This is a genomic window from Mycobacterium sp. (genome assembly GCF_035274705.1).
In the GTDB taxonomy this organism is placed as follows: Bacteria; Actinomycetota; Actinomycetes; order Mycobacteriales; family Mycobacteriaceae; genus Mycobacterium.
The window spans coordinates 42748-62185 of record NZ_DATENY010000109.1; the positions used below are offsets into that span (position 1 = coordinate 42748).

Sequence of the window (19438 nt, forward strand, 5' to 3'; positions counted from 1 at the left end):
CACGCCGCTAGTACATGGACCATCCGAGCGAAGTTTCAGCTAGACCGCGGTCTAGTTCCTGGGACTAGCCTCGCCGTACTGGATGGTCCGCGAGAGCGCCGCCGCCTGTGCGCGAGTGCTGACGCCGAGCTTGGTCAACAGGCTGTGAACATGGTTTTTAACAGTGTGTACTGCGATGCAGAGCTGCCCGGCGATGTCCCTGTTCGAAAGGCCCAGTTCCAGCATCCCCAGGATCTGGACCTCCCGGGCCGTCAGAACTAGTTCCTCAGCCACCGGTTGCCGCTGCGAAGCAAGTGCCGACAGCCGTCGCAGCAGGATTGCCGAGACTCGGGGCGAACACAACGACTCACCGGCAGCAACCTTGCGCATCAGTAAAAGCAAGTCTTCTAGCGATTGGGACCGCATGTGATAGCCGGCAACGCCCGCCTCCGCACAAGCAACGATCTGTGATTCGTCGTCCTCCGACATACCCAGCGCGATCACCCTTGCGCTCGGATTCATTTCCAATGCCTCACGCAGCAACATAGCGCTGTCGCGCGTCGCGGTGTTCAACAGGATGACTCTCGGCGTCATGTCTTCGAATGCTGTGACCAACGACGACAAATCCCATGCGACGCTGGGAACGGACGTCCCGTTCGCAGCGACGACGTCCGCGAGGTATTCGCGGTAGAGCTTGCTGTCATCGATGATCAGGACCTTCGTGTCGCGAAGGAGCCCGTGACCATCTGCTGCCCAGGTCAACTCTGGCCGGCTCCCATCGGCCGCGGCCATGTCCCAACCGAGCAGCTCCCGGCGTGCGCTTGAACGCAATCGTGGGTTGACGACGCCCCGCTGACCGTTGCCCAGCGACTGGCCGTAGATGGGCTCCGCCTGGCCACCAGCCGACTGAGCGAGCAGCTCGACCTCGGCAGAGACCGGCGCCCCGCCCAGAGGGTCGGAAGAAATGGTGTTGGCAGAGTAGTCGTTCATCGCAGGTATGGATCTGGCGCCGCCCAAGGGGCCGCAGTGGTTGGTTGCCGCGTTCGCTGCGAGCGGTGCTGACTAGCCGAAAGGCGCTGTCTGCCAATCACTGTGGGCGAATGAAGGATCTCGACATTGCGCGTGAAGAATCCGCAGAAGTTGGTAGCTGCGTCGCGGGAACCGCGGAAGACGATCGGTTTGTGGTCGCGTTCGCCTGGGCCGAGGTATAGACGAACGCCATGGCGCGCGCAGCTCGCGTGCAACTCGGTCACAGTCTTCGACCCTTCGAGGACTTCGAATCTTCCGAACGTTTTGCTACCTGAGGTGGCAATGCTATGGGTTTGCCTAAATCGCAGCAACCGACTTGTTGAAGATGGTCTGGCAAACTGTGACTAGACAAGTAAACCAGGTCACAGTGCCGCCGACGTCGTGCGGAATCCGTACATGCTTCCACCCTGATAGGGCGGCTGATTACGTACCAGTAGTACGGTTTCGGCTCGTTTTCCGTCGAGAGCATTTCATTTGCCTGGGTTACGCGGTTGATATGTGGACCCCTCGGCGCCGATGTGGACGCCACCTGCGAATGATTGTTAGCGACTACCCGCGCCGAAGAGTCGGCCGCGTACGAACAACATTGCGATTTTGGCAATGCTGCTCGGCCGTCTGATGAAGCACTCTGAACATTCGCTGAAAATGGGTTTACGCGCGCGTAAACCCATTGCGTCTCGGCTTCGCCGAGGATGAGGCCCGATGTCGGGACGCCGGTGCCGCCGGTGACGAGCACATGCTCGACGTCGCGCACCTGGTTCACCGAAGTTCCGCGTAGCTGACGGAGACCCTCGGCAACGCCGTTCATGCCATGGACGTACGCCCCGCCCAATTGGCCGCCGTCCGTGTCGGTGGGCCGCAGCCCCGACTGCGACCACAGCTGCTTGCCGACCATCGAATACCGGTCGGGCATGAATCCGCGCTCCCTAACTTCTTTCACCGCGCAGGTTTGGGAGAGTGTGGTTCAAAACGAGAAGCGATAACGAAGTCGGTAAATGAACTGCGTTCAGAAAGTGAGAACATCGGTCGGGCACGCGCAGCATGGATTGCTGCATGCTTGGCCGGCGGCCTGCCAGGTAGTTCTCGAGCCACTTCTGGTCATCCGGGCTAAGCGCCGACGCTTCGCCCAGGGTGTCTATGTTTTCGGCGCCACACGTGTTTGGTCGACCGTCAAGTGCGAGCGCCTCGCTTAAGAAGCTATGCGCCGCAACCACTTCGCGACGAGTTGCGCCCGGGTCCACCAGTATGGTGGTTGCGGAAGCGATAACTGAGCGGGCGCATTGCGATTGCCGATGCCCATCCGCCCGCATGTGTGCTTCGCGAGCCTTGTTGATGTCGTCCCGAGCCTGTGCGAGAGCCTCGGCTGCGGTTGGCTCCTTTGCGGCGGTCTCGAGCAAGCCCGGCGGCACGACGAGGCTGCCCCGTCGAGAGCTTGATGCATCGGTTGACATCGGGTGGCCTCCTCACCGCGGATCAGATGGTCGTTGCTCAGCCAAATCCTGACTCAATGCTATTGACGATCATGTTGCTTTGCTGAGATTGCGCCGATGGTGCGCAACCTTACTCGTCCGCACGACGCGGCGCGATCCCTTCAGTGCACTGAAACACCAAGGCTCTAGGGGAAATCGCGCTTTTAGTGTGTTCGATCTACAGAAGGTTCGTATGTTCGAACGACAACGTCCTAGTACGTTGAGGGTACGTAGAAAACTTTGCTACTTCTGAGCTTGGGTGCCCAAGATTCGCGCGTCAGCGTAAATCCCGTTTACTTGCTGATGGCGCGCTCGGCGATCCCAGGAATCACAGCTCATCAATACTTAGGATCCCGTCTTGGATTGCCCTGGCGATGAGTGCCGCCTTGGTCGGCGCGGGTCTGCCCACCGCGGCGTACTTCGCTCGCACTCGCTGGAGATGCGTACGCACCGTTGACGGCTCGATAAACAGTCGCTTGCCGACGAGTTCCTTGTTCTCAGTTTGGAACCACGCGATGAGCACTTCTCGCTCCCGCTCGCTCAGGTGAGGACGGCCCATGGACTTGTCGCGCAGGAGAGCTTGCGCCATCCGCGGGGCAACATAAGGTGTGTCCGACCGCGCGGCGCGGATGGCTTCGCACAGGTGGCTGCCACTCTCCGACTTCGCCACATACGTCATTGCTCCGGCGTCGAGACTGGTCAGGATGATTTCGTCGGTTTCAAGATATGAGTAGACGATGGCTCGATGGCCAGCACGACAGACTCGTCGAAGAGAATCGAACTGCGGTCCACGCGAACCGTATTGAAGCGCGAACAGTACAACGTCGACGTCGGATGTGGCCGTGGGGTGATCACCGATGAATTCCGACGGATCCGAATAATTCCCGACGATCTTGATCGGGGACTCGCTCCGGTTGATCCACGCCTCGATGCCCGCATGGACGACGTCGTGACGGTCGATGATGGCGATCGATACCGCCGATGGATCTCCGCCTACCGTAGACATCCTTGGACCCTTGTCAGCTGCTCCTTTACACCGGGATGCGGCGGGCTCATCGTGAAGGCGCCCCACGGTTGGATCAGCGGAATCGTCGGCCTGCGGTCGTTCTGCGCGACGCAAATGAGAGCGTCGACTTTCGCCGACACCTGGCGCAGCCGAGCCGCGCCGACCCACCCGCGGCTACACCGCCCCTGGCTCCCACAGCGAGCTTCGAACACTCCCACCAGAGTCTGACCGTCCCCCGAGCCGACGGGGCCGGGTACTGGCCTGCCGCCCCGCCGGCGATCGGGGGCTTTTTGCATCGTCTTCATCGGTGATCTCCTCGCCCACGTTCTTCACGCGGGTCCCTGCGAGTGAGTTGCGTCATCAAACCGCTGCCGTTTCGCGACGACGCGAGAGTGTCTGGCACACCGAGGAAGTCGCCCTGTCCCAGTAACCGAATCCACAAGCCCATATCCATCGGGAACAGCAAGTCTGCCCGGCATCCGCCACACCGGTCGAAGTCGTCCCGTCGAAACAACCCACCGACTGCGGGTCCGATCGGGTCGACGCTGCTGCGGGCGATTCTTCTGATCGCACGCTCTCCCGAATGCCGGCCGATGAGCCGGGCCAGCCCGCAACCGCGGCTCAGCAGATTGCCGTCATCGTCGAGGTGATCGGTTCGGACCGCCACCAACGCCACGTCGGCGTTGTCCTCGAGCAGTTTGGCCTGTTTGGCGATGCAGTCGCGACGAAGCACGTCGCCCGCGCAGATCAGCTTCACGAACTGACCGTTGCTCTGCTGTACAGCCATGTTGAACTTGTCGGCAATGGGACCTGCTGTCGCGCTTCGTATTACCCGAACACGATCGTCTTTGACCATCTCCAGGATGTGTCGCGTGCGGTCGGAACCGTCGTTGTCGATGATCAGAAATTCCAGGGCGGCGTAGTGCTGAGCAAAGCAGCTCTCGATCGTTGCCTGCAGATGCCGATCCGTCTCGGATGCACAAATGCAAAGCGAAACCTTCGGTCGACGAGTCCGACGCCAACGCGAATTCGCCATTGCAGCTGGCCGATACGCCTCGACGACTTCGGCCCAACTACTGATCGGACGCCTCGCTGACGAATTCAACCGCAGGGTGTCGCTCCGCGCGGCAGCTGTTAACGAAGCGCCGGCGTCAAACCCGGTAAGCCTGTGTGCGGAGTGAACACGCGCGTATCCCCGTCGACGGATCGCTCCGACCGCGCGAGGGCGCGCGGACGAATTTGCCCCCAGCAACCCTCGGTTGCCGAGGTCTTGATCGCTGGCCAACGTGGCGGCCGGTAGGAAACTGTCAGAGTTCCGCCGATACGAAGCCGACTTTTCCCGCCGATACATACCATTTGCCCCCACAACTGGCAATTTTAGGACTGATTGGCGGTTTTTCAACGATATCAGCGACTTAGAGTATCTAGAGTTTGCATGTTCAAGACCAGCAGATGCTTGTCGCAGCGGTAAATTCCTGCTCAGGCGGACCGCAGGAGTAGCAGGCGGGTCCCAGAACGACCAAATCCCGCGTTGTCGGATGCACAGAACGACCGAGGCGGTAAGCGCCCGAGGCGCCGTCTAGCAAAGATCACGACGCGGGAGTCGACATCGCGACGTGACCCGACCACGGTGGTGTGGCGCTGAGGACTACCGCGTGAAGGGAACGATGCTTTCGTTGCGATGGAAGTCGCGGGGTGCCCCGAAGCACGTCGGTGTGATTTTGCCGGCGAGGTGCCACTGAATCGGTTGACCATCTACCGGCGATAGGCCTGGGCGTCCAAGGCTAACCCCAACCATTCGCCCAGGCACCGCTCGGCGGCTACGTAGCTAATACCAAAAAATGCGGTAGGGGGTGGCAAGATTGAAGGCTGATCCTGAGGGCGGAATCGCTCACCAGGGCAAGTGTGTGCTTCGGGGGCCGCAGTGAGTGAGCCGGGGGATAAGCGAGGCGATGTCACGCGGCAACGGCTCCTGCGCGCAGCTGCGCGTCAGTTCGCCGAAAAGTCATACAGTCTGGTGAACCTTGACGACATCATCGCCGAGGCGCACGCGACCAAAGGCGCGATGTACTTTCATTTCCAGTCGAAAAAAGCGCTGGCGATGACCCTCATCCACGCGCAGAACAGCTTGGGTATGGCTGCCGTCGACGAGGTGCTGGCGAAGCAACTATCGGGCCTGGAAACGGTCATCGACATCACCATTCTCATAGCCGTCCGCGACATCGGCGATGACCTGACCCGCGCGGGATTGAACTTGCTGCAGACACTCGGCCCGTCCGATGACCTCGGACCACACCTACTCAGTCAATGGATCACCGCGTTCTCTCCGGTCGTCGAGCGTGCCGTCGACGACGGCGACATCCGCTCCCAGCTCGATCCGGAACACATCAGCCGGCTGGCAATCTCGCTCTACATGGGGATCCGGCAAACGCGTCGCGCCGATGAACGTGAACAGCTGCTCTCTGACCTGGAGAGAGCCTGGCTCCTGATGCTGCCCACCTTCGCAAATCCAGATCGGATCACCTACCTCACCGAGTTCATCCGGCGACGCATCTCCCATGCGCGCCATTCGTCCCAGCTGTCCCCGAACGACGAGCCCGACAACGCTGGGAATGATCCGCCCCTTGACCTCCGCTGCTAACCTTTACGCGGGTAAGACACCTCACAACCGACCTCAGACCGGCGTAGATGCTGCGGAATGCACGGGAGGGGCAGAGCCATGGCGCGCCAGGCGCGGTCGGAGTCCACCAGGCAAAAAATCCTTGCTGCGGCGATGGACCTGTTCGACGAAATAGGTTACGACGCAACGTCAATGGGCGACATTATTGAGCGTGCGCAGATGACGAAGGGCGCACTGTATTACCACTTCGATTCCAAGGAAGCTGTGGCCGCCGCCATTATCGAGATCGGGACGGCCAAGCTCCTCTCCACGCTCCTCGCGGTGTGCCAGTCTTCAGCCCCCGCTATCGAAAATCTGATTCACAGCACGTTCGTCCTCGTGGACCAGATGGCCGGCGACAAGGTCGCCCGCGGGGCCGGGCTGCTCAGACACACACTTGGACAGTTCAGTGAGGCGGCGGCCACTTCCAACAGAGATTGGTCGTCAGCGATGGCAGCACAGCTTGCGCGCGTCCGCACCGAGGGTGACCTCCGAGAAGATGTTGATCCGAACGACGCCGCCGAGACGATCGTGGCCACGATCATCGGATCGACGCTGATGTCGGCGGAGTTGTCATTCGGGACCGATCTACCGGCGCGTCTGCTTCGGACGTGGGGCGTCCTGCTGCCTGCCATCGTCCCCGGGCATTCGCTGTCATACTTTCGCGAATTCCTCAAACGAGAACCACTACGACGCAGAGAATTGACGCTGTCGCAGTAGTGAGCAGCGCGCTGCGGGATTAGTCCGCCATGGCGTCGGCTCTTTTCGCTCAGACTGTTAGTCATCCAATCGGCAACCATCCCGAAGCTTGGTATGTACCATGATCGCGTGCACTGCTGTGCTCAAATGCAGGGCCCGTGGGCGCACACGAACGAGCCCGCCGTGTCACCGTGGGGTCAAGTACCACGGGCTGTCGTAGACCCGCTCGAAGGCTCCGACACAGTTCGCCAGTGGTGCGTTCAGTCAGTAGTAGCCTCTAGCGCAATGCATTTCAGTTCCGGAGACCAGGGTGCCGTCCAGCTCACCGGCCGGACCGTTTGTCGTCCCGGCCGAAGTGGTCCGTCCACCACCATGAGTGCTGATTGGAGCAAGCTCCGGTGACTGATCCTGGTGAGGGTAGGGCAGACGGCACGCGCCAACAGATCTTGCGAGCGGCCGCGCGCGCGTTCTGCCAAAGGCCTTTCAGCGTAGTAAGTTTGGATGACATCGTCGCCCGAGCGGGGCTCAGTAAGGGAGCGATGTATTTTCATTTTCAATCGAAGCACGCGCTGGCAATGGCGATTCTTCATGAACACTCGGCCACGATTCGGGCTCTACTGACTGAACGGATCAATCACCAGTTATCTGGACTCGAGTCACTTATCGAGGCGTGCTATTTCCTTGCGGCCCAAGATGTCCACTCTCGCGGCATTCGCGCCGGTCTGCACCTGCTGGAGCAGATCGGTCGCGCCGACGGCGTTCAGGCGAAGATCTTCACGGAATGGTTCCCAGCATTCACCGCGATGATCGAGCGGGGGATCGCCGACGGCGACATCATCGACCGTACCGATCCCGAGGGGCTCAGCCGGTTGATTACGTCGATCTACATGGGACTGCGCCAAACAGCCGACCTTGATGCGCCGCAAGAGTTCTTCACCCAATTCGAGTCCGCGTGGATGCTGATCCTGCCTGGTTTCACACATGCAGACCGGTTGGCCTATTTCGCATGTTTCGTCAAGCGATGCACCGCAGTGGCGATAAACAATGCGTCGCTTCCGGGCGGCTCGTCAGCGCGGCCGGCTTCGGGCTGAGTTTTCGTCGGAAGTGTTCATGGTTCTTCAGCCCACAACTTCTCGGTGTGATCCTCGAACGTCGCCAACGCGACCGGGTCATCGCCGCGCAATAGAGCCGACTTGCTCATGATCGCCCGCACCGTCGAGCCGTTCGCATGCACCAACTCGACGAGACGACCCGCATGGGCGTGCGCAAGAGACACCGCCGATCCGGCGATGCCCCCTTGAAAGAGTTCGCGAAAACTCAACGACAGCAACTCTTCAGTCGTGTAACCCAGCATCTCCGCTGCTGCGGGGTTGGCGGCGAGGATGGATCCGTCGGAGGCAATCGCGAGCGTGGGCACCGGGATTCGCCCCAGCACGACCAACGCGGGCATCTGCTCCAATATCTCCATCGGAGATCGCGCAGCACGCCCGCCCCGCCGACGTTCGGATCGCTCCACTCCACGATATTGCCAGCAGGACTCGCCGATTACTTCGAAAACGACGAGACCGGCAGGGCGAATCGAAGAGAAACTAGCCGAGAATGAGGCCCGAGGTCGGGACTCCAGTGCCTGCGGTGACGAGTACATGCTCGACGTCGTCGACCTGATTGACTGAGGTCCCGCGCAGCTGGCGCACACCTTCCGCGATGCCGTTCATGCCATGGATGTATGCCTCACCAAGCTGACCACCGTGCGTGTTGATCGGCAGCCTACCGCCGATCTCGATCGCGCCGTCGGCGACGAAGTCCTTCGCCTCTCCCAAGCCGCAGAACCCCAACTCCTCCAACTGAATCAGCGTGAACGGTGTGAAATGGTCGTAGAGCACCGCGGTCTGGATGTCGGTGGGCCGCAGGCCAGACTGCTGCCACAGCTGCCTGCCGACCAAACCCATCTCAGGCAGTCCCAGTTCGGGCCGGTAGTAGCTGACCATCGAGTACTGGTCCGCACTCGACCCTTGTGCGGCAGCCTCGATGATCGCCGGCCTGTGCCTGAGGTCCTTGGCCCGCTCCGGCGTGGTCACCACCAGAGCCACGCCGCCGTCGGTCTCCTGGCAGCAGTCCAGCAGGCGCAACGGCTCGGCGATCCACCGCGAATTCTGGTGATCCTCAATGGTGATCGGCTTTTCGTAGAAGTAGGCCATCGGATTCTTCGCGGCGTGCTTACGGTCGGCCACCGAGACGGCGCCAAAGTCCTTGCTCGTGGCGCCGGACAAGTGCATGTACCGCTTGGCGATCATCGCGACCTGCGCGGCCGGTGTCGACAAGCCGTGCGGGTACGAAAACGAGTTGTCGACACCGGTCGAGTCGGCATTTTCCACCAGGCGCATCTGTACCTGGCCGAACCGTGTTCCCGACCGCTCGTTGAAAGCCCGGTACGCGACAACGCATTCCGCGACACCAGTTGCCACTGCGATCGCGGCTTGCTGGATGGTGGCGCAAGCAGCCCCGCCCCCATGATGGATCTTTGAGAAGAACTTCAGCTCCCCGATGCCTGTGGCCCGCGCGACGGCGACCTCGGTGTTGGAGTCCATCGTGAATGTGACCATGCCGTCGACATCGGCCGGCGTCAGGCCGGCGTCGTCGAGCGCATCGAGCACCGCCTCGGAGGCCAGCCGAAGCTCGCTGCGGCCGGAGTTCTTCGAGAAATCGGTCGCGCCGATACCGACGACCGCGGCCTTTCCGGACAGCTCACCCGGCATCAGGCACCCCCATTGCCAATGTTGCCGTCGCGATCACGTGATCGCCAAGACTGTTGCTACCAACGGCTTTCAGCGTGACGACGTCGTCCTCGATCGCGGTCACCTCACCCCGAAACGTCACCGTGTCGTAGGCATACCACGGCACACCGAGTCGCAGGGAGATCGACTTGATGATCGCGGTGGGTCCCGCCCAGTCGGTGATGTAGCGCTGCACCAGGCCGGTGTCGGTCAGGATGTTGACGAAGATGTCCTTGCTGCCCTTGGCGTGCGCCTTGTCGCGATCGTGGTGGACGTCCTGATAATCGCGCGTGGCGATAGCAGTCGAGACGATGAACGTCGGGTCACCGTACAGCGCCAGCTCGGGCAGCTTCGTTCCCACTTCGACAGTCGGGGCGCTCACGAGTCCGGCTCCCATGCGTACAGTGTCCACGCCGGGCCGGAATCTCCCTCGGGAAAGTCGATATATGTTGCGCGAACGGGCATTCCGATCTCCACGGTGGCGGGGACCACGTTGCGGAGCTCGCCGAGCATCCGCACTCCTTCTTCGAGTTCGACGAGAGCGATGACGAACGGCAGCGTGCGCCCAGGCACCTTGGGGGCGTGATGCACGACGAAACTGAACACCGTGCCGTTGCCGCTGGCCACGACGTAGTCGACCGGCGACTCTTTGTCCTGCCAGATTGCAGGCACCGGCGGATGCTGCAGGCTGCCGTCGGACCGCTTCTGGATGCGCAGTTCGTGCGCGTTTACGCCTTCCCAGAAAAACTTCGTATCCCGCGACGACGCCGGCCGCATCATCGCGTCGGCGTCGAGGTCGTCAGGCACGGCTGAAGGAGTCACCTGCCCGTCTTGACTGGACGGTTTGAACTTCATGATGCGCCACATCATCTCGGCGACGTCTTCGTCGCCGACCTGCCAGGTGATCTTCTGTGTGATGAAGAAGCCCTCGCCGAGTGCTGTTCGTTTGGGGCCCACGACATCGGTCAGCTCCGCGGCAACACTGACCTCTTCCCCAGGCCTTAGGTACCGGTGATAGGTCTGTTCGCAATTGGTGGCGACGACGCCGATGTAACCTGCGTCGTCGAACAATTCGAGGATCTTGGTGAGCGGATCGTCGGGGGCACGAACGCCACCGAGGCCCATCATCGTCCAGACCTGGATCATCGCAGGCGGCGCGACGATGCCCGGATGGCCCGCTGCTTTCGCGGCTTCCTCGTCGACGTAGATCGGGTTCTTGTCGCCCATCGCATCGAGCCAGTGGTCGACCATCGGCTGGTTTACTGGATGTCGACCGGCGCGCGGCTTGCTGCGGCCCGCCGCCTTGATCTGTTCGGCCGCCTTCTGGATCTCCTCGACGGCGCTCATAATTGTCCGTTCTTCACGCAAGCGCTCATCACCGCGGAACCCTCGGCACCTTCAGGCCCGACGCTGCGATCATCTCGCGCATCACCTCGTTCACACCGCCACCGAATGTGATCACCAGATTTCGCTTGGTTTGGCTGTCGAGCCAGCGCAACAGCTCGGCGGTGGCCGGTTCGGCCGGATCGCCGTACTTGCCGACGATCTCCTCTGCCAATCGCCCGACATACTGAACGCGTTCGGTGCCAAACACTTTCGTCGCGGCGGCGTCGGCAACGTTGATGTCCTCGCCTGCGGCTGCCACCTGCCAGTTGAGCAGCTCGTTGATCCGCCAGATGGCGTGGATTTCACCGAGGGAGCGCTTGACGTCCGGCTGGTCGATGGGCGTGATGCCGTTGCCGCCGGGCTTGGACGCCCATGCATGCACCCGGTCGTAGACACTCGCGAACCGCCCCGCTGGGCCTAGCATCACGCGCTCGTTGTTGAGCTGAGTGGTGATCAAGCGCCAGCCGCCGTTCTCCTCACCGACGAGCATGTCGGCGGGTACGCGGACGTCGCTGTAATACGTGGCGTTGGTGTGGTGCGCACCGTCGGAAAGGATCATCGGCGTCCAGGAGTAGCCGGGATCCTTGGTGTCGACAATGAGGATCGAAATGCCCTTGTGCTTTACCGCCTCCGGGTCGGTGCGGCAGGCCAGCCAGATGTAGTCCGCGTCATGCCCGCCGGTGGTGAAGACCTTCTGCCCGTTGACGATGTACTCGTCACCCTGGCGAACCGCAGTGGTCCGCAACGACGCGAGGTCGGTGCCCGCTTCCGGCTCGGTGTAGCCGATCGCGAAATGCACGTCACCGGCGAGGATCGCGGGCAGGAACTTCTTCTTCTGCGCCTCGCTGCCGTACATCTGCAGCGTCGGGCCGACGGTCTGCAGCGTGACAGCGGGCAGCGGCACATCTGCTCGGTGTGCTTCGTTGACGAAGATCTGCTGCTCGATCGGCCCATAGCCGAGGCCGCCGAACTCCTTGGGCCAGCCGACGCCGAGCTTGCCGTCGGAGCCCATCCGCTTGATCACAGCACGGTAGGCCTTGCCGTGCCGGTCGGACTCCATCTCCTTGTACTCGTCACCCGAGATGAGGTTCGAGAAATATTGCCGCAGTTCGGCTTGCAGCTGCCGCTGCTCGGGCGTCAGTTCGATGAACATTGCGCTCCCACCAGATCGAGACGATGCGACGGCCCGCCCACCAGCCGGGTCAGGTCCTTGATAGTGGAGTAGTAGCGGTCCATCGGGTAGTCGATGTCCATGCCCATACCGCCGTGCAGGTGGTGGCAGATCTGCATCACCGGCGGCGCCTGCGACGCCAGCCAGTAGCCGAGGACGTCGAGATCGTCGTCGGCGTCGCGGCCCTCGGAGAGCCGCCACACAACCGACGTCGCCGCCAAAGTCAGCGTGCGCGAGGCGATGTAGACCTCGGCCAGTTGAGCCGCCACCGTTTGGAAGGTCGACAGCGGCTTGCCGAACTGATGGCGGTTGGCCACATAGTCAGCGGTCAAGCGAAGCGCACCGGCGACCAATCCAGAGGCGAAGGCGCCAATAACCGCCAGCGCCAACTGGTTTACCCGATGCGCGCTCGCCCCCTCCAGCACCCCGTCCGCTTCGGCGTCGGTGAACGTCACGGTGCACTCGTCGCCCTTGTTCGACGACGGCGTCCTTGTCACGTGAACGCCGTCGGTCTTCGGCGAGACCACCACGACCGCACTATCGGTGGTTACGACGATCCACTCAGCCTGTTCGGCATACGGCACAAAGACTTTCGTCCCGTTGAGCTTCCCGTTGGCGAATGTCGTCGCCGGCCGGTCCGGCAGTGGTGCGCCTTGTTCGTCGAGCGCGGCCGTCAGCACGGCACCCTTCGCGACCCCGGCCAGGTAGCGGTCCTGCTGCGCATCGGACGCCAGATCCAGCAGCACCGCGGTGCCGAGGCCGAGCGTCGCCAACGCAGGGCTGATCGTGCCGTGTCTGCCGATCTCGGTCAGGGCCGTCGCGATCTCCGGCAGGCCCAAACCGTCACCGCCGAGGCGCTCGGGCACCGCCAGCGCAGTCACTCCTCCCGCGACCAGGGCGTCCCAGCTGTTGTCCCGCTCCAGCACCGACGTGGCGACGTCCGCCACAGCCTGCTGTTCCGGGTCCGGTGTGAAATCCACCCGACTCCTCCTTGAGTGTCGAACGATCAGTGCGCGGCGGCCTGATTCGCCGGCCCGCCGGCGACCGGGCACTTACCGGTGTAGTCCACCTGCCAGTGCTTGATGCCGTTGAGCCAACCCGACTTCAGCCGCTCGGGCTCACCGATCGGCTTGAGATCGGGCATGTGATCAGCGATCGCGTTGAAGATCAGGTTGATGGTCATCCTGGCCAGATTCGCACCGATGCAATAGTGCGCGCCGGTGCCGCCGAAGCCAACATGCGGATTGGGGCTGCGCAGGATGTTGAACGAGTGCGGGTCGGTGAACACTTCTTCGTCGAAGTTGGCCGAGCGGTAGGACATCACCACCCGTTGACCCTTCTTGATCTGCGCACCACCCAACTTGACATCCTCGAGTGCGGTGCGCTGGAACGCCGAGACCGGAGTGGCCCAGCGGACGATCTCGTCGGCGGCGGTCTCCGGCCGGTCCCGCTTGTAGAGCTCCCACTGGTCGGGGTTCTGCGAGTACGCGATCATGCCGTGTGTGATGGAGTTGCGGGTGGTCTCGTTGCCGGCCACCGCGAGCATCACCACAAAGAATCCGAACTCGTCGTCGGAGAGCTTTTCGCCTTCGATATCGGCCTCGACCAGTTGGGTGACGATGTCGTCGCCGGGGTTCTTGCTGCGGTCGTCGGCCATTTGCATCGCGTACTGGATCAGCTCGATCGACGACATCGCGGGGTCGATGTCGGCATATTCCGGGTCCTCACCGGCGGTCATCTCATTGGACCAGCGGAACAGCTTGTCGCGGTCCTCCTGCGGGACGCCCAGCAGCCCGGCGATGGCCTGCAGCGGCAACTCGCACGACACCTGTTCGACGAAGTCTCCGGAGCCCTCGGCCGCGGCGGTCTCGGCGATCTGCTGTGCGCGGGTCCTCAGTTCCTCCTCTAGTCGCCCGACGGCGCGTGGCGTGAAACCACGGGAGATGATCTTGCGCAGCCGTGTGTGCTGCGGTGCGTCCATGTTCAGCAGTACTGCCTTTTGCAGATCGATCGCGTCGCGGGTCATACCCTGCGGCCACGTCGGAATGGCGCCGTCCGGCGAGCTGCCGAACACGTCGTTGCGCTTCGACACCTCCTTGACGTCGGCGTGCTTCGTCACCAACCAATAACCTTTGTCTCCGAACCCGCCGGTTCCACCGGGAACGTCGACCCAATGGACGGGGTCGGCCTTGCGTACCTCGGCGAGCTCGGCAACGGGCAGACGCTCGAGATTCAGGGTCGCGTCGAGGAAGTCGAAGTCAGCTGGGATGGGGCAGGGCATAGGAAAGCTCTCCTCAATTGCAACGTGTTCTAGTGCCAGTAAAACATGGCTTCTGCGCAGATAAAAGGCAGGTCACCATCCTTGCTTGTCAGAGTAATGAAACGTGTTCTAGCCTGACGGAATGGGTAACCCTGTCATCGTTGAAGCCACCCGCAGCCCTATCGGCAAGAGGAATGGATGGCTGTCCGGCCTGCACGCCACCGAGTTGCTGGGCGCCACGCAGAAGGCGCTCGTCGAGAAGGCCGGCATCGACGCCGGCGAGGTCGAGCAGGTCATCGGCGGCTGCGTCACGCAGTTCGGTGAGCAGTCCAACAACATCAGTCGGGTGAGCTGGCTGGTCGCCGGGCTACCCGAGCACGTCGGCGCGATGACGGTCGACTGCCAGTGCGGCAGCGGCCAGCAGGCCAACGGGTTGATCGCGGGCCTCATCGCCGCGGGCGCCATCGACATCGGCATCGCGTGCGGTATCGAGGCGATGAGCCGCGTCGGCCTCGGCGCCAACGCCGGTCCCGATCGCAGCATCCTGCGGCCGGCTTCGTGGGACATCGACCTGCCCGACCAGTTCACCGCGGCGGAGCGGATCGCCAAGCGGCGCGGCATCACCCGCGAGGAGATCGACCGGTTCGGCTTCGAATCGCAGCTCAAGGCCAAGCAGGCCTGGGCCGAGGGCCGCTTCGACCGGGAGATCAGCCCCATCGAGGCGCCGGTGCTCGACGAGAACAAGCAGCCGACGTCCGAGCGGGCGCCGGTCACCCGCGACCAGGGCCTTCGCGACACCACACTGGAAGGTCTGGCGTCGCTGAACCCGGTGATCGAGGGCGGCATCCACACGGCTGGCACGTCGTCGCAGATTTCCGACGGCGCGGCCGCGGTGCTGTGGATGGACGAAGACAAGGCACGCGCGCTGGGTCTGCGACCGCGGGCTCGGATCATCAGTCAGGCGCTGGTTGGCGCCGAGCCTTACTACCACCTCGACGGACCGGTGCAGTCGACGGCGAAGGTGCTCGAGAAGGCCGGCATGAAGATGGGCGACATCGACATCACCGAGATCAACGAGGCATTCGCTTCGGTCGTGCTGTCGTGGGCGCGGGTGCACAACCCCGACATGGACAAGGTGAACGTGAACGGCGGTGCGATCGCATTGGGCCATCCCGTCGGCAGCACCGGCAGCCGTTTGATCACCACCGCGCTGCACGAGTTGGAGCGCACGAATCAGAGCACAGCACTGATCACGATGTGCGCCGGCGGCGCGTTGTCGACCGGCACGATCATCGAGCGGATCTAGTGCCTGCTTCGGACGCCGAACGCATCGCGGCCGCACAGGCCTACATCGATGCGCTGGTGAGCCACGACGCCGACAAGGTGCCGTTCGCGCCCAGCTGCACCCGCATCGAAGTGGGTCTGAAGACCGGTTTCTCGGGAAATCACCTGCGCCGCAGCCTGAATCGCGGATTGCAATACCGGGTTATCCGCGACACCTCGGTTCCCGAGTTCACCGTCGACGGCGACTCGGTCCGGGCTCGATTCGATCTGTTCACCAAGCCCTCGCTGGCCGGACGGCGGGTCGGTGCGCATATCGACGAGACGTTCTTGATTCCCGCCGAGGACGGCCAGATTCACCACATCCGCGCAAGCATTCACCCGTTCCTGACCAAGTCCTAAGATCGGCCCATGCCGAAATCGCCGCCGCGCAACTTGAATTCGCCGTATGCCGACTTCTTCATCAAGTGGATGGCACGCGGGAACACCTGGCTCTACAAGCTCACCGGCGGCCGGCTCGGCGGCACCTTCCAGAAAGCGCCTGTGGCGCTTCTGACCACGACGGGTCGCAAGAGCGGTCAGCCGCGGGTTTCTCCGCTGCTCTACATCCGCGACGGCAACACGGTGATCGTGCCCGCGTCCCGGGGCGGCAGCGACAAGCACCCGATGTGGTATCTGAACCTCACGGCCAATCCCAAGGTGCAGGTGCAAATCAAGAAAGAGGTTCTTCACCTGACCGCCCGCGAGGCCGATGACGAAGAGCGGTCACGGTATTGGCCCCGCCTGGTCGAGATATACCCGGCGATCGATGACTACCAGTCGTGGACCGATCGAGTGATTCCACTTGTGGTCTGCGAGCCATGACCTCGTCGTATGACCTGATCTTCTACTTCGATCCGGTATGCCCATTCGCCTGGATGACGAGTAAGTGGGTTCGCATGGTCGCTGAGCAACGTGACTACAGCGTGGACTGGCGGCGAGTTTCCCCGGTTTCGCGGAACTCAAGCGCAGTCTGCGGGAACGGCCGCAACTGGCCAGTTTCGGTGTCGACACCGGATCGGTTGGCAAACAAGAGGACTGGCACGGCGGCAGCCGTCGCATGACTCTCGCTCGCGAGCAGACGCAAAAGCACCCCAAAATTACTGAAATAGGGGACTTTTGCGTCTGCTCGCGGAATAGCTACGCGCCGTACACGGGCACCGGTGGACGAGCCTTACAGAGCAGATCGGTGACGACCGGACCTAGCTCGGCCGGATCCCACCTTGCGCCCTTGTCGACCTCAGGCCCGTGCGCCCAACCCTCGGCCACGCGGATGATCCCGCCCTCGACTTCGAACACCGTGCCAGTGACATCCTTGGACTCCACGCTGCCGAGCCAAACCACCAGCGGTGAAATGTTTTCCGGTGCCATCGCGTCGAAATCTTGGTCCTGGGTTGCCATCATCTCGGCGAACACAGTCTCGGTCATCCGCGTGCGTGCAGACGGCGCGATGGCGTTGACGGTCACGCCGTAGCGGCCCATCTCTGCCGCCGCGACCAGCGTCAAGGCGGCGATGCCTGCCTTGGCTGCACTGTAATTCGCCTGTCCCACACTGCCTTGCAGACCGGCGCCCGAACTGGTGTTGATGATGCGGGCGTCGGCTGTGTTGCCCGCCTTGGACTGGGCGCGCCAGTAAGCGGCGGCGTGCCGCATGGTGGCGAAGTGGCCCTTGAGATGGACCGCGACGACGGCGTCGAACTCTTCCTCGCTGGTGTTGGCGAACATCCGGTCGCGCACGATGCCCGCGTTGTTCACCAGGACGTCGAGCCCACCGAACGTGTCGATCGCGGTCTGGATCAGTCCAGCCGCCTGCTCCCAGTCGGCGACATTGGCGCCGCTGGTGACGGCTTCGCCCCCGGCTGCGGTGATCTCGTCGACTACGCCCTGCGCCGCGCTGCCACCGCCGGCGGGCGAGCCGTCTAACCCCACGCCGATGTCGTTGACCACCACGCGGGCGCCTTCGGCCGCGAACGCCAGCGCGTGCGCGCGCCCGATGCCGCCGCCCGCACCCGTCACGATGACCACCCGGCCGTCGAGCAAACCCATATCTTGTGTCTCCTTATTTGTTTGCGCTTGACGCGTCCAGATACGACGGCGGCTCGCCGCCGCCGTGGACCTCGAGCGTGGCGCCGCTGATATACGACGCCGCCTCTGATGCCAAAAAAGCTGCAGCCCAACCTATATCCGCGGGTTTGGCCAATCTCCCCAGCGGAACGGTGGCCGCGACGGCGGCGACGGACTCGGCGTCGCCGTAGAACAGCTCTGACTGTTCGGTTTCGACCATGCCGACGACGATCGAGTTCACCCGCACCTTGGGCGCCCACTCGACGGCCAGAGTGCTGGTGAGGCTGTCGACACCGGCTTTGGCCGCGCCGTAGGCCGCTGTGCCGGGCGTGGGTCGGTGGCCGCCGACACTCGAGATGTTGATGATCGACCCGCCATTGGCGTTCTGCATGTGGGCGTTGGCGTGCTGCGAAACCGACAACGGCCCAATCAGATTGAGCTCGATGATCTTTCGGTTGAACTTCGCGGAGGCGTCCGCGGCCAACGCGTACGGCGAACCGCCGGCGTTGTTCACTACGACGTCGATCCGCCCATGCCGCTCGACGATCGCCCCGACCATTGCGGCGACCGCCTCGTCGTCGCGCACATCGCACGGGAGGAACTCGTAGGGCAGTCCGTCGACGGGACGGCGCGCACACGTCACCACCGTCGCGCCCTGGTCGGCGAACACCGCGCTGATACCGGCGCCGACTCCACGTACGCCGCCCGTCACCAGGACGACCTTGTCCTTGAGTCCGAGGTTTATGTCTGGCGCGTCGGTCACTGTGCTAGCGTACCAAGCAAGTGCTTGCTTTCCTATCGTCCCCAGGAAGTGCCATGACCATTACCTCCACCACAGTCGAGCCGGGCATCGTCTCGGTAACGGTCGACTACCCGCCTGTCAACGCCATCCCGTCGCGCGGCTGGTTCGAACTCGCCGACACAATCACCAAGGCCGGCGAGGACTACGAGACCCACGTCGTGATCCTTCGAGCGGAGGGCCGCGGCTTCAACGCCGGCGTCGACATCAAGGAGATGCAGCGCACCGAGGGCTTCACGGCGCTCATCGACGCCAACCGCGGGTGCTTCGCGGCTTTCCGGGCCGTCTACGAATGCGCAGTGCCCGTCGTTGCTGCGGTCAACGGCTTCTGCGTGGGTGGCGGCATCGGGCTGGTCGGCAACGCCGACGTCATCGTCGCCTCCGACGATGCGACATTCGGTCTGCCGGAAGTCGAACGCGGTGCGCTCGGGGCGGCGACCCATTTGTCGCGACTGGTGCCCCAGCACATGATGCGGCGGCTGTTCTTCACCGCCGCGACGGTCGACGCGGCCACGCTGCACCACTTCGGGTCGGTGCATGAGGTGGTGCCACGTGATGAGCTGGACGAGGCCGCGCTGCGGGTGGCCCGCGATATCGCCGCGAAGGACACACGCGTGATCCGGGCGGCGAAAGAGGCGCTGAACCTCATCGACGTGCAGCGGGTCAACTCGAGTTACCGCATGGAGCAAGGATTTACGTTCGAGCTGAATCTCGCCGGCGTCGCCGACGAGCACCGCGACGCGTTCGCCGGTACAGCGAAGGGCAAGAACGCATGATTCGGCGGGTAGCGATGGGCCCACGCGCGCAGCGCAGGGGACGACTG

The 19438-nt window shown here is 63.0% G+C and carries 20 protein-coding genes and 1 pseudogene; 7 read left to right on the forward strand and 14 right to left on the reverse strand.

Going from position 1 to position 19438, the window contains the following annotated elements:
• Nucleotides 1-51: 51 nt before the first annotated feature.
• The 5 genes and pseudogenes from VJV41_RS22775 to VJV41_RS22795 all read right to left on the reverse strand — a co-directional run bounded on the left by VJV41_RS22775 (nt 52) and on the right by VJV41_RS22795 (nt 4834).
• Nucleotides 52-771: a response regulator transcription factor gene (locus tag VJV41_RS22775; protein WP_325337500.1), complete on the reverse strand. Its 720-nt coding sequence runs from the start codon at nt 769-771 to the stop codon at nt 52-54.
• Nucleotides 772-1693: 922 nt separating this feature from the next.
• Nucleotides 1694-1951, reverse strand: a pseudogene (locus VJV41_RS22780) (lipid-transfer protein); the annotation flags it as partial.
• Entirely contained in the window at nt 1935-2459 is a 525-nt protein-coding gene (locus tag VJV41_RS22785; protein ID WP_325337502.1) for a hypothetical protein, read from the reverse strand. The gene VJV41_RS22785 and the pseudogene VJV41_RS22780, both read right to left, overlap by 17 nt.
• Nucleotides 2460-2805: 346 nt before the next feature.
• Nucleotides 2806-3483 (reverse strand): response regulator transcription factor, encoded by a 678-nt coding sequence (locus tag VJV41_RS22790; protein ID WP_325337503.1) that lies wholly within the window; start codon nt 3481-3483, stop codon nt 2806-2808.
• A gap of 301 nt (nt 3484-3784) precedes the next feature.
• On the reverse strand, nt 3785-4834 hold the full coding sequence (locus tag VJV41_RS22795) for a glycosyltransferase family 2 protein (protein ID WP_325337732.1): 1050 nt from the start codon (nt 4832-4834) through the stop codon (nt 3785-3787).
• 573 nt (nt 4835-5407) lie between these two features.
• On the opposite strand from VJV41_RS22795, the gene VJV41_RS22800 reads away from it, so the two are divergent.
• From VJV41_RS22800 to VJV41_RS22810, 3 genes are all read left to right on the forward strand, one after another.
• Nucleotides 5408-6124: a TetR/AcrR family transcriptional regulator gene (locus VJV41_RS22800; RefSeq protein ID WP_325337505.1), complete on the forward strand. Its 717-nt coding sequence runs from the start codon at nt 5408-5410 to the stop codon at nt 6122-6124.
• A 78-nt stretch (nt 6125-6202) separates the two neighbouring features.
• The gene (locus VJV41_RS22805) at nt 6203-6862 is read left to right on the forward strand and encodes a ScbR family autoregulator-binding transcription factor (RefSeq protein ID WP_325337507.1); all 660 of its coding nucleotides are present in this window, start codon (nt 6203-6205) and stop codon (nt 6860-6862) included.
• Nucleotides 6863-7239: 377 nt separating this feature from the next.
• Nucleotides 7240-7932, forward strand: a complete 693-nt coding sequence (locus tag VJV41_RS22810; RefSeq protein ID WP_325337509.1) for a TetR/AcrR family transcriptional regulator — start codon at nt 7240-7242, stop codon at nt 7930-7932.
• Nucleotides 7933-7949: 17 nt separating this feature from the next.
• On the opposite strand, the gene VJV41_RS22815 is transcribed toward VJV41_RS22810, so the two are convergent.
• The 7 genes from VJV41_RS22815 to VJV41_RS22845 all read right to left on the reverse strand — a co-directional run bounded on the left by VJV41_RS22815 (nt 7950) and on the right by VJV41_RS22845 (nt 14453).
• On the reverse strand, nt 7950-8309 hold the full coding sequence (locus VJV41_RS22815) for a PAS domain-containing protein (protein WP_325337734.1): 360 nt from the start codon (nt 8307-8309) through the stop codon (nt 7950-7952).
• Nucleotides 8310-8430: 121 nt separating this feature from the next.
• A complete protein-coding gene (locus VJV41_RS22820; protein ID WP_325337511.1) occupies nt 8431-9597 on the reverse strand; it encodes a lipid-transfer protein in 1167 nt (388 codons plus the stop codon).
• Nucleotides 9587-10012, reverse strand: coding sequence for a MaoC family dehydratase (locus tag VJV41_RS22825; protein WP_325337513.1), 426 nt, complete (start codon nt 10010-10012; stop codon nt 9587-9589). Before VJV41_RS22825 ends, VJV41_RS22820 begins: the two co-directional genes overlap by 11 nt.
• Nucleotides 9994-10962 (reverse strand): bifunctional MaoC family dehydratase N-terminal/OB-fold nucleic acid binding domain-containing protein, encoded by a 969-nt coding sequence (locus VJV41_RS22830; RefSeq protein WP_325337515.1) that lies wholly within the window; start codon nt 10960-10962, stop codon nt 9994-9996. The genes VJV41_RS22825 and VJV41_RS22830 overlap by 19 nt, the downstream gene beginning before the upstream one ends.
• A 28-nt stretch (nt 10963-10990) precedes the next feature.
• Nucleotides 10991-12154, reverse strand: a complete 1164-nt coding sequence (gene fadE29 / locus VJV41_RS22835) for an acyl-CoA dehydrogenase FadE29 (protein ID WP_325337516.1) — start codon at nt 12152-12154, stop codon at nt 10991-10993.
• The gene (locus VJV41_RS22840; protein ID WP_325337518.1) at nt 12139-13152 is read right to left on the reverse strand and encodes an acyl-CoA dehydrogenase family protein; all 1014 of its coding nucleotides are present in this window, start codon (nt 13150-13152) and stop codon (nt 12139-12141) included. Before VJV41_RS22840 ends, fadE29 begins: the two co-directional genes overlap by 16 nt.
• 26 nt (nt 13153-13178) lie before the next feature.
• Nucleotides 13179-14453 (reverse strand): cytochrome P450, encoded by a 1275-nt coding sequence (locus VJV41_RS22845; RefSeq protein ID WP_325337520.1) that lies wholly within the window; start codon nt 14451-14453, stop codon nt 13179-13181.
• Nucleotides 14454-14574: 121 nt separating this feature from the next.
• On the opposite strand from VJV41_RS22845, the gene VJV41_RS22850 reads away from it, so the two are divergent.
• Genes VJV41_RS22850 through VJV41_RS22860 form a run of 3 tightly spaced genes read left to right on the forward strand, consistent with a single transcriptional unit; the run spans nt 14575 to nt 16577 of the window.
• Nucleotides 14575-15738 (forward strand): steroid 3-ketoacyl-CoA thiolase, encoded by a 1164-nt coding sequence (locus VJV41_RS22850; RefSeq protein WP_325337522.1) that lies wholly within the window; start codon nt 14575-14577, stop codon nt 15736-15738.
• Nucleotides 15738-16115, forward strand: a complete 378-nt coding sequence (locus tag VJV41_RS22855; protein WP_325337523.1) for a hypothetical protein — start codon at nt 15738-15740, stop codon at nt 16113-16115. Before VJV41_RS22850 ends, VJV41_RS22855 begins: the two co-directional genes overlap by 1 nt.
• A 9-nt stretch (nt 16116-16124) precedes the next feature.
• Nucleotides 16125-16577, forward strand: coding sequence for a nitroreductase family deazaflavin-dependent oxidoreductase (locus tag VJV41_RS22860; RefSeq protein WP_325337525.1), 453 nt, complete (start codon nt 16125-16127; stop codon nt 16575-16577).
• A 315-nt stretch (nt 16578-16892) separates the two neighbouring features.
• Here the strand turns inward: VJV41_RS22860 and VJV41_RS22865 are convergent, their stop codons facing one another.
• Together VJV41_RS22865 and VJV41_RS22870 are read right to left on the reverse strand one after the other, a co-directional pair.
• Nucleotides 16893-17798 (reverse strand): SDR family oxidoreductase, encoded by a 906-nt coding sequence (locus tag VJV41_RS22865; RefSeq protein ID WP_325337527.1) that lies wholly within the window; start codon nt 17796-17798, stop codon nt 16893-16895.
• A gap of 13 nt (nt 17799-17811) precedes the next feature.
• Entirely contained in the window at nt 17812-18579 is a 768-nt protein-coding gene (locus VJV41_RS22870) for an SDR family oxidoreductase (RefSeq protein ID WP_414685023.1), read from the reverse strand.
• Between the two features lie 53 nt (nt 18580-18632).
• Between VJV41_RS22870 and echA20 the strand changes: the two genes are divergently transcribed.
• Complete coding sequence (gene echA20 / locus VJV41_RS22875) at nt 18633-19391, forward strand: (7aS)-7a-methyl-1,5-dioxo-2,3,5,6,7,7a-hexahydro-1H-indene-carboxyl-CoA hydrolase (RefSeq protein ID WP_325337528.1); 759 nt, start codon at nt 18633-18635, stop codon at nt 19389-19391.
• The last annotated feature ends 47 nt before the right edge of the window (nt 19392-19438 follow it).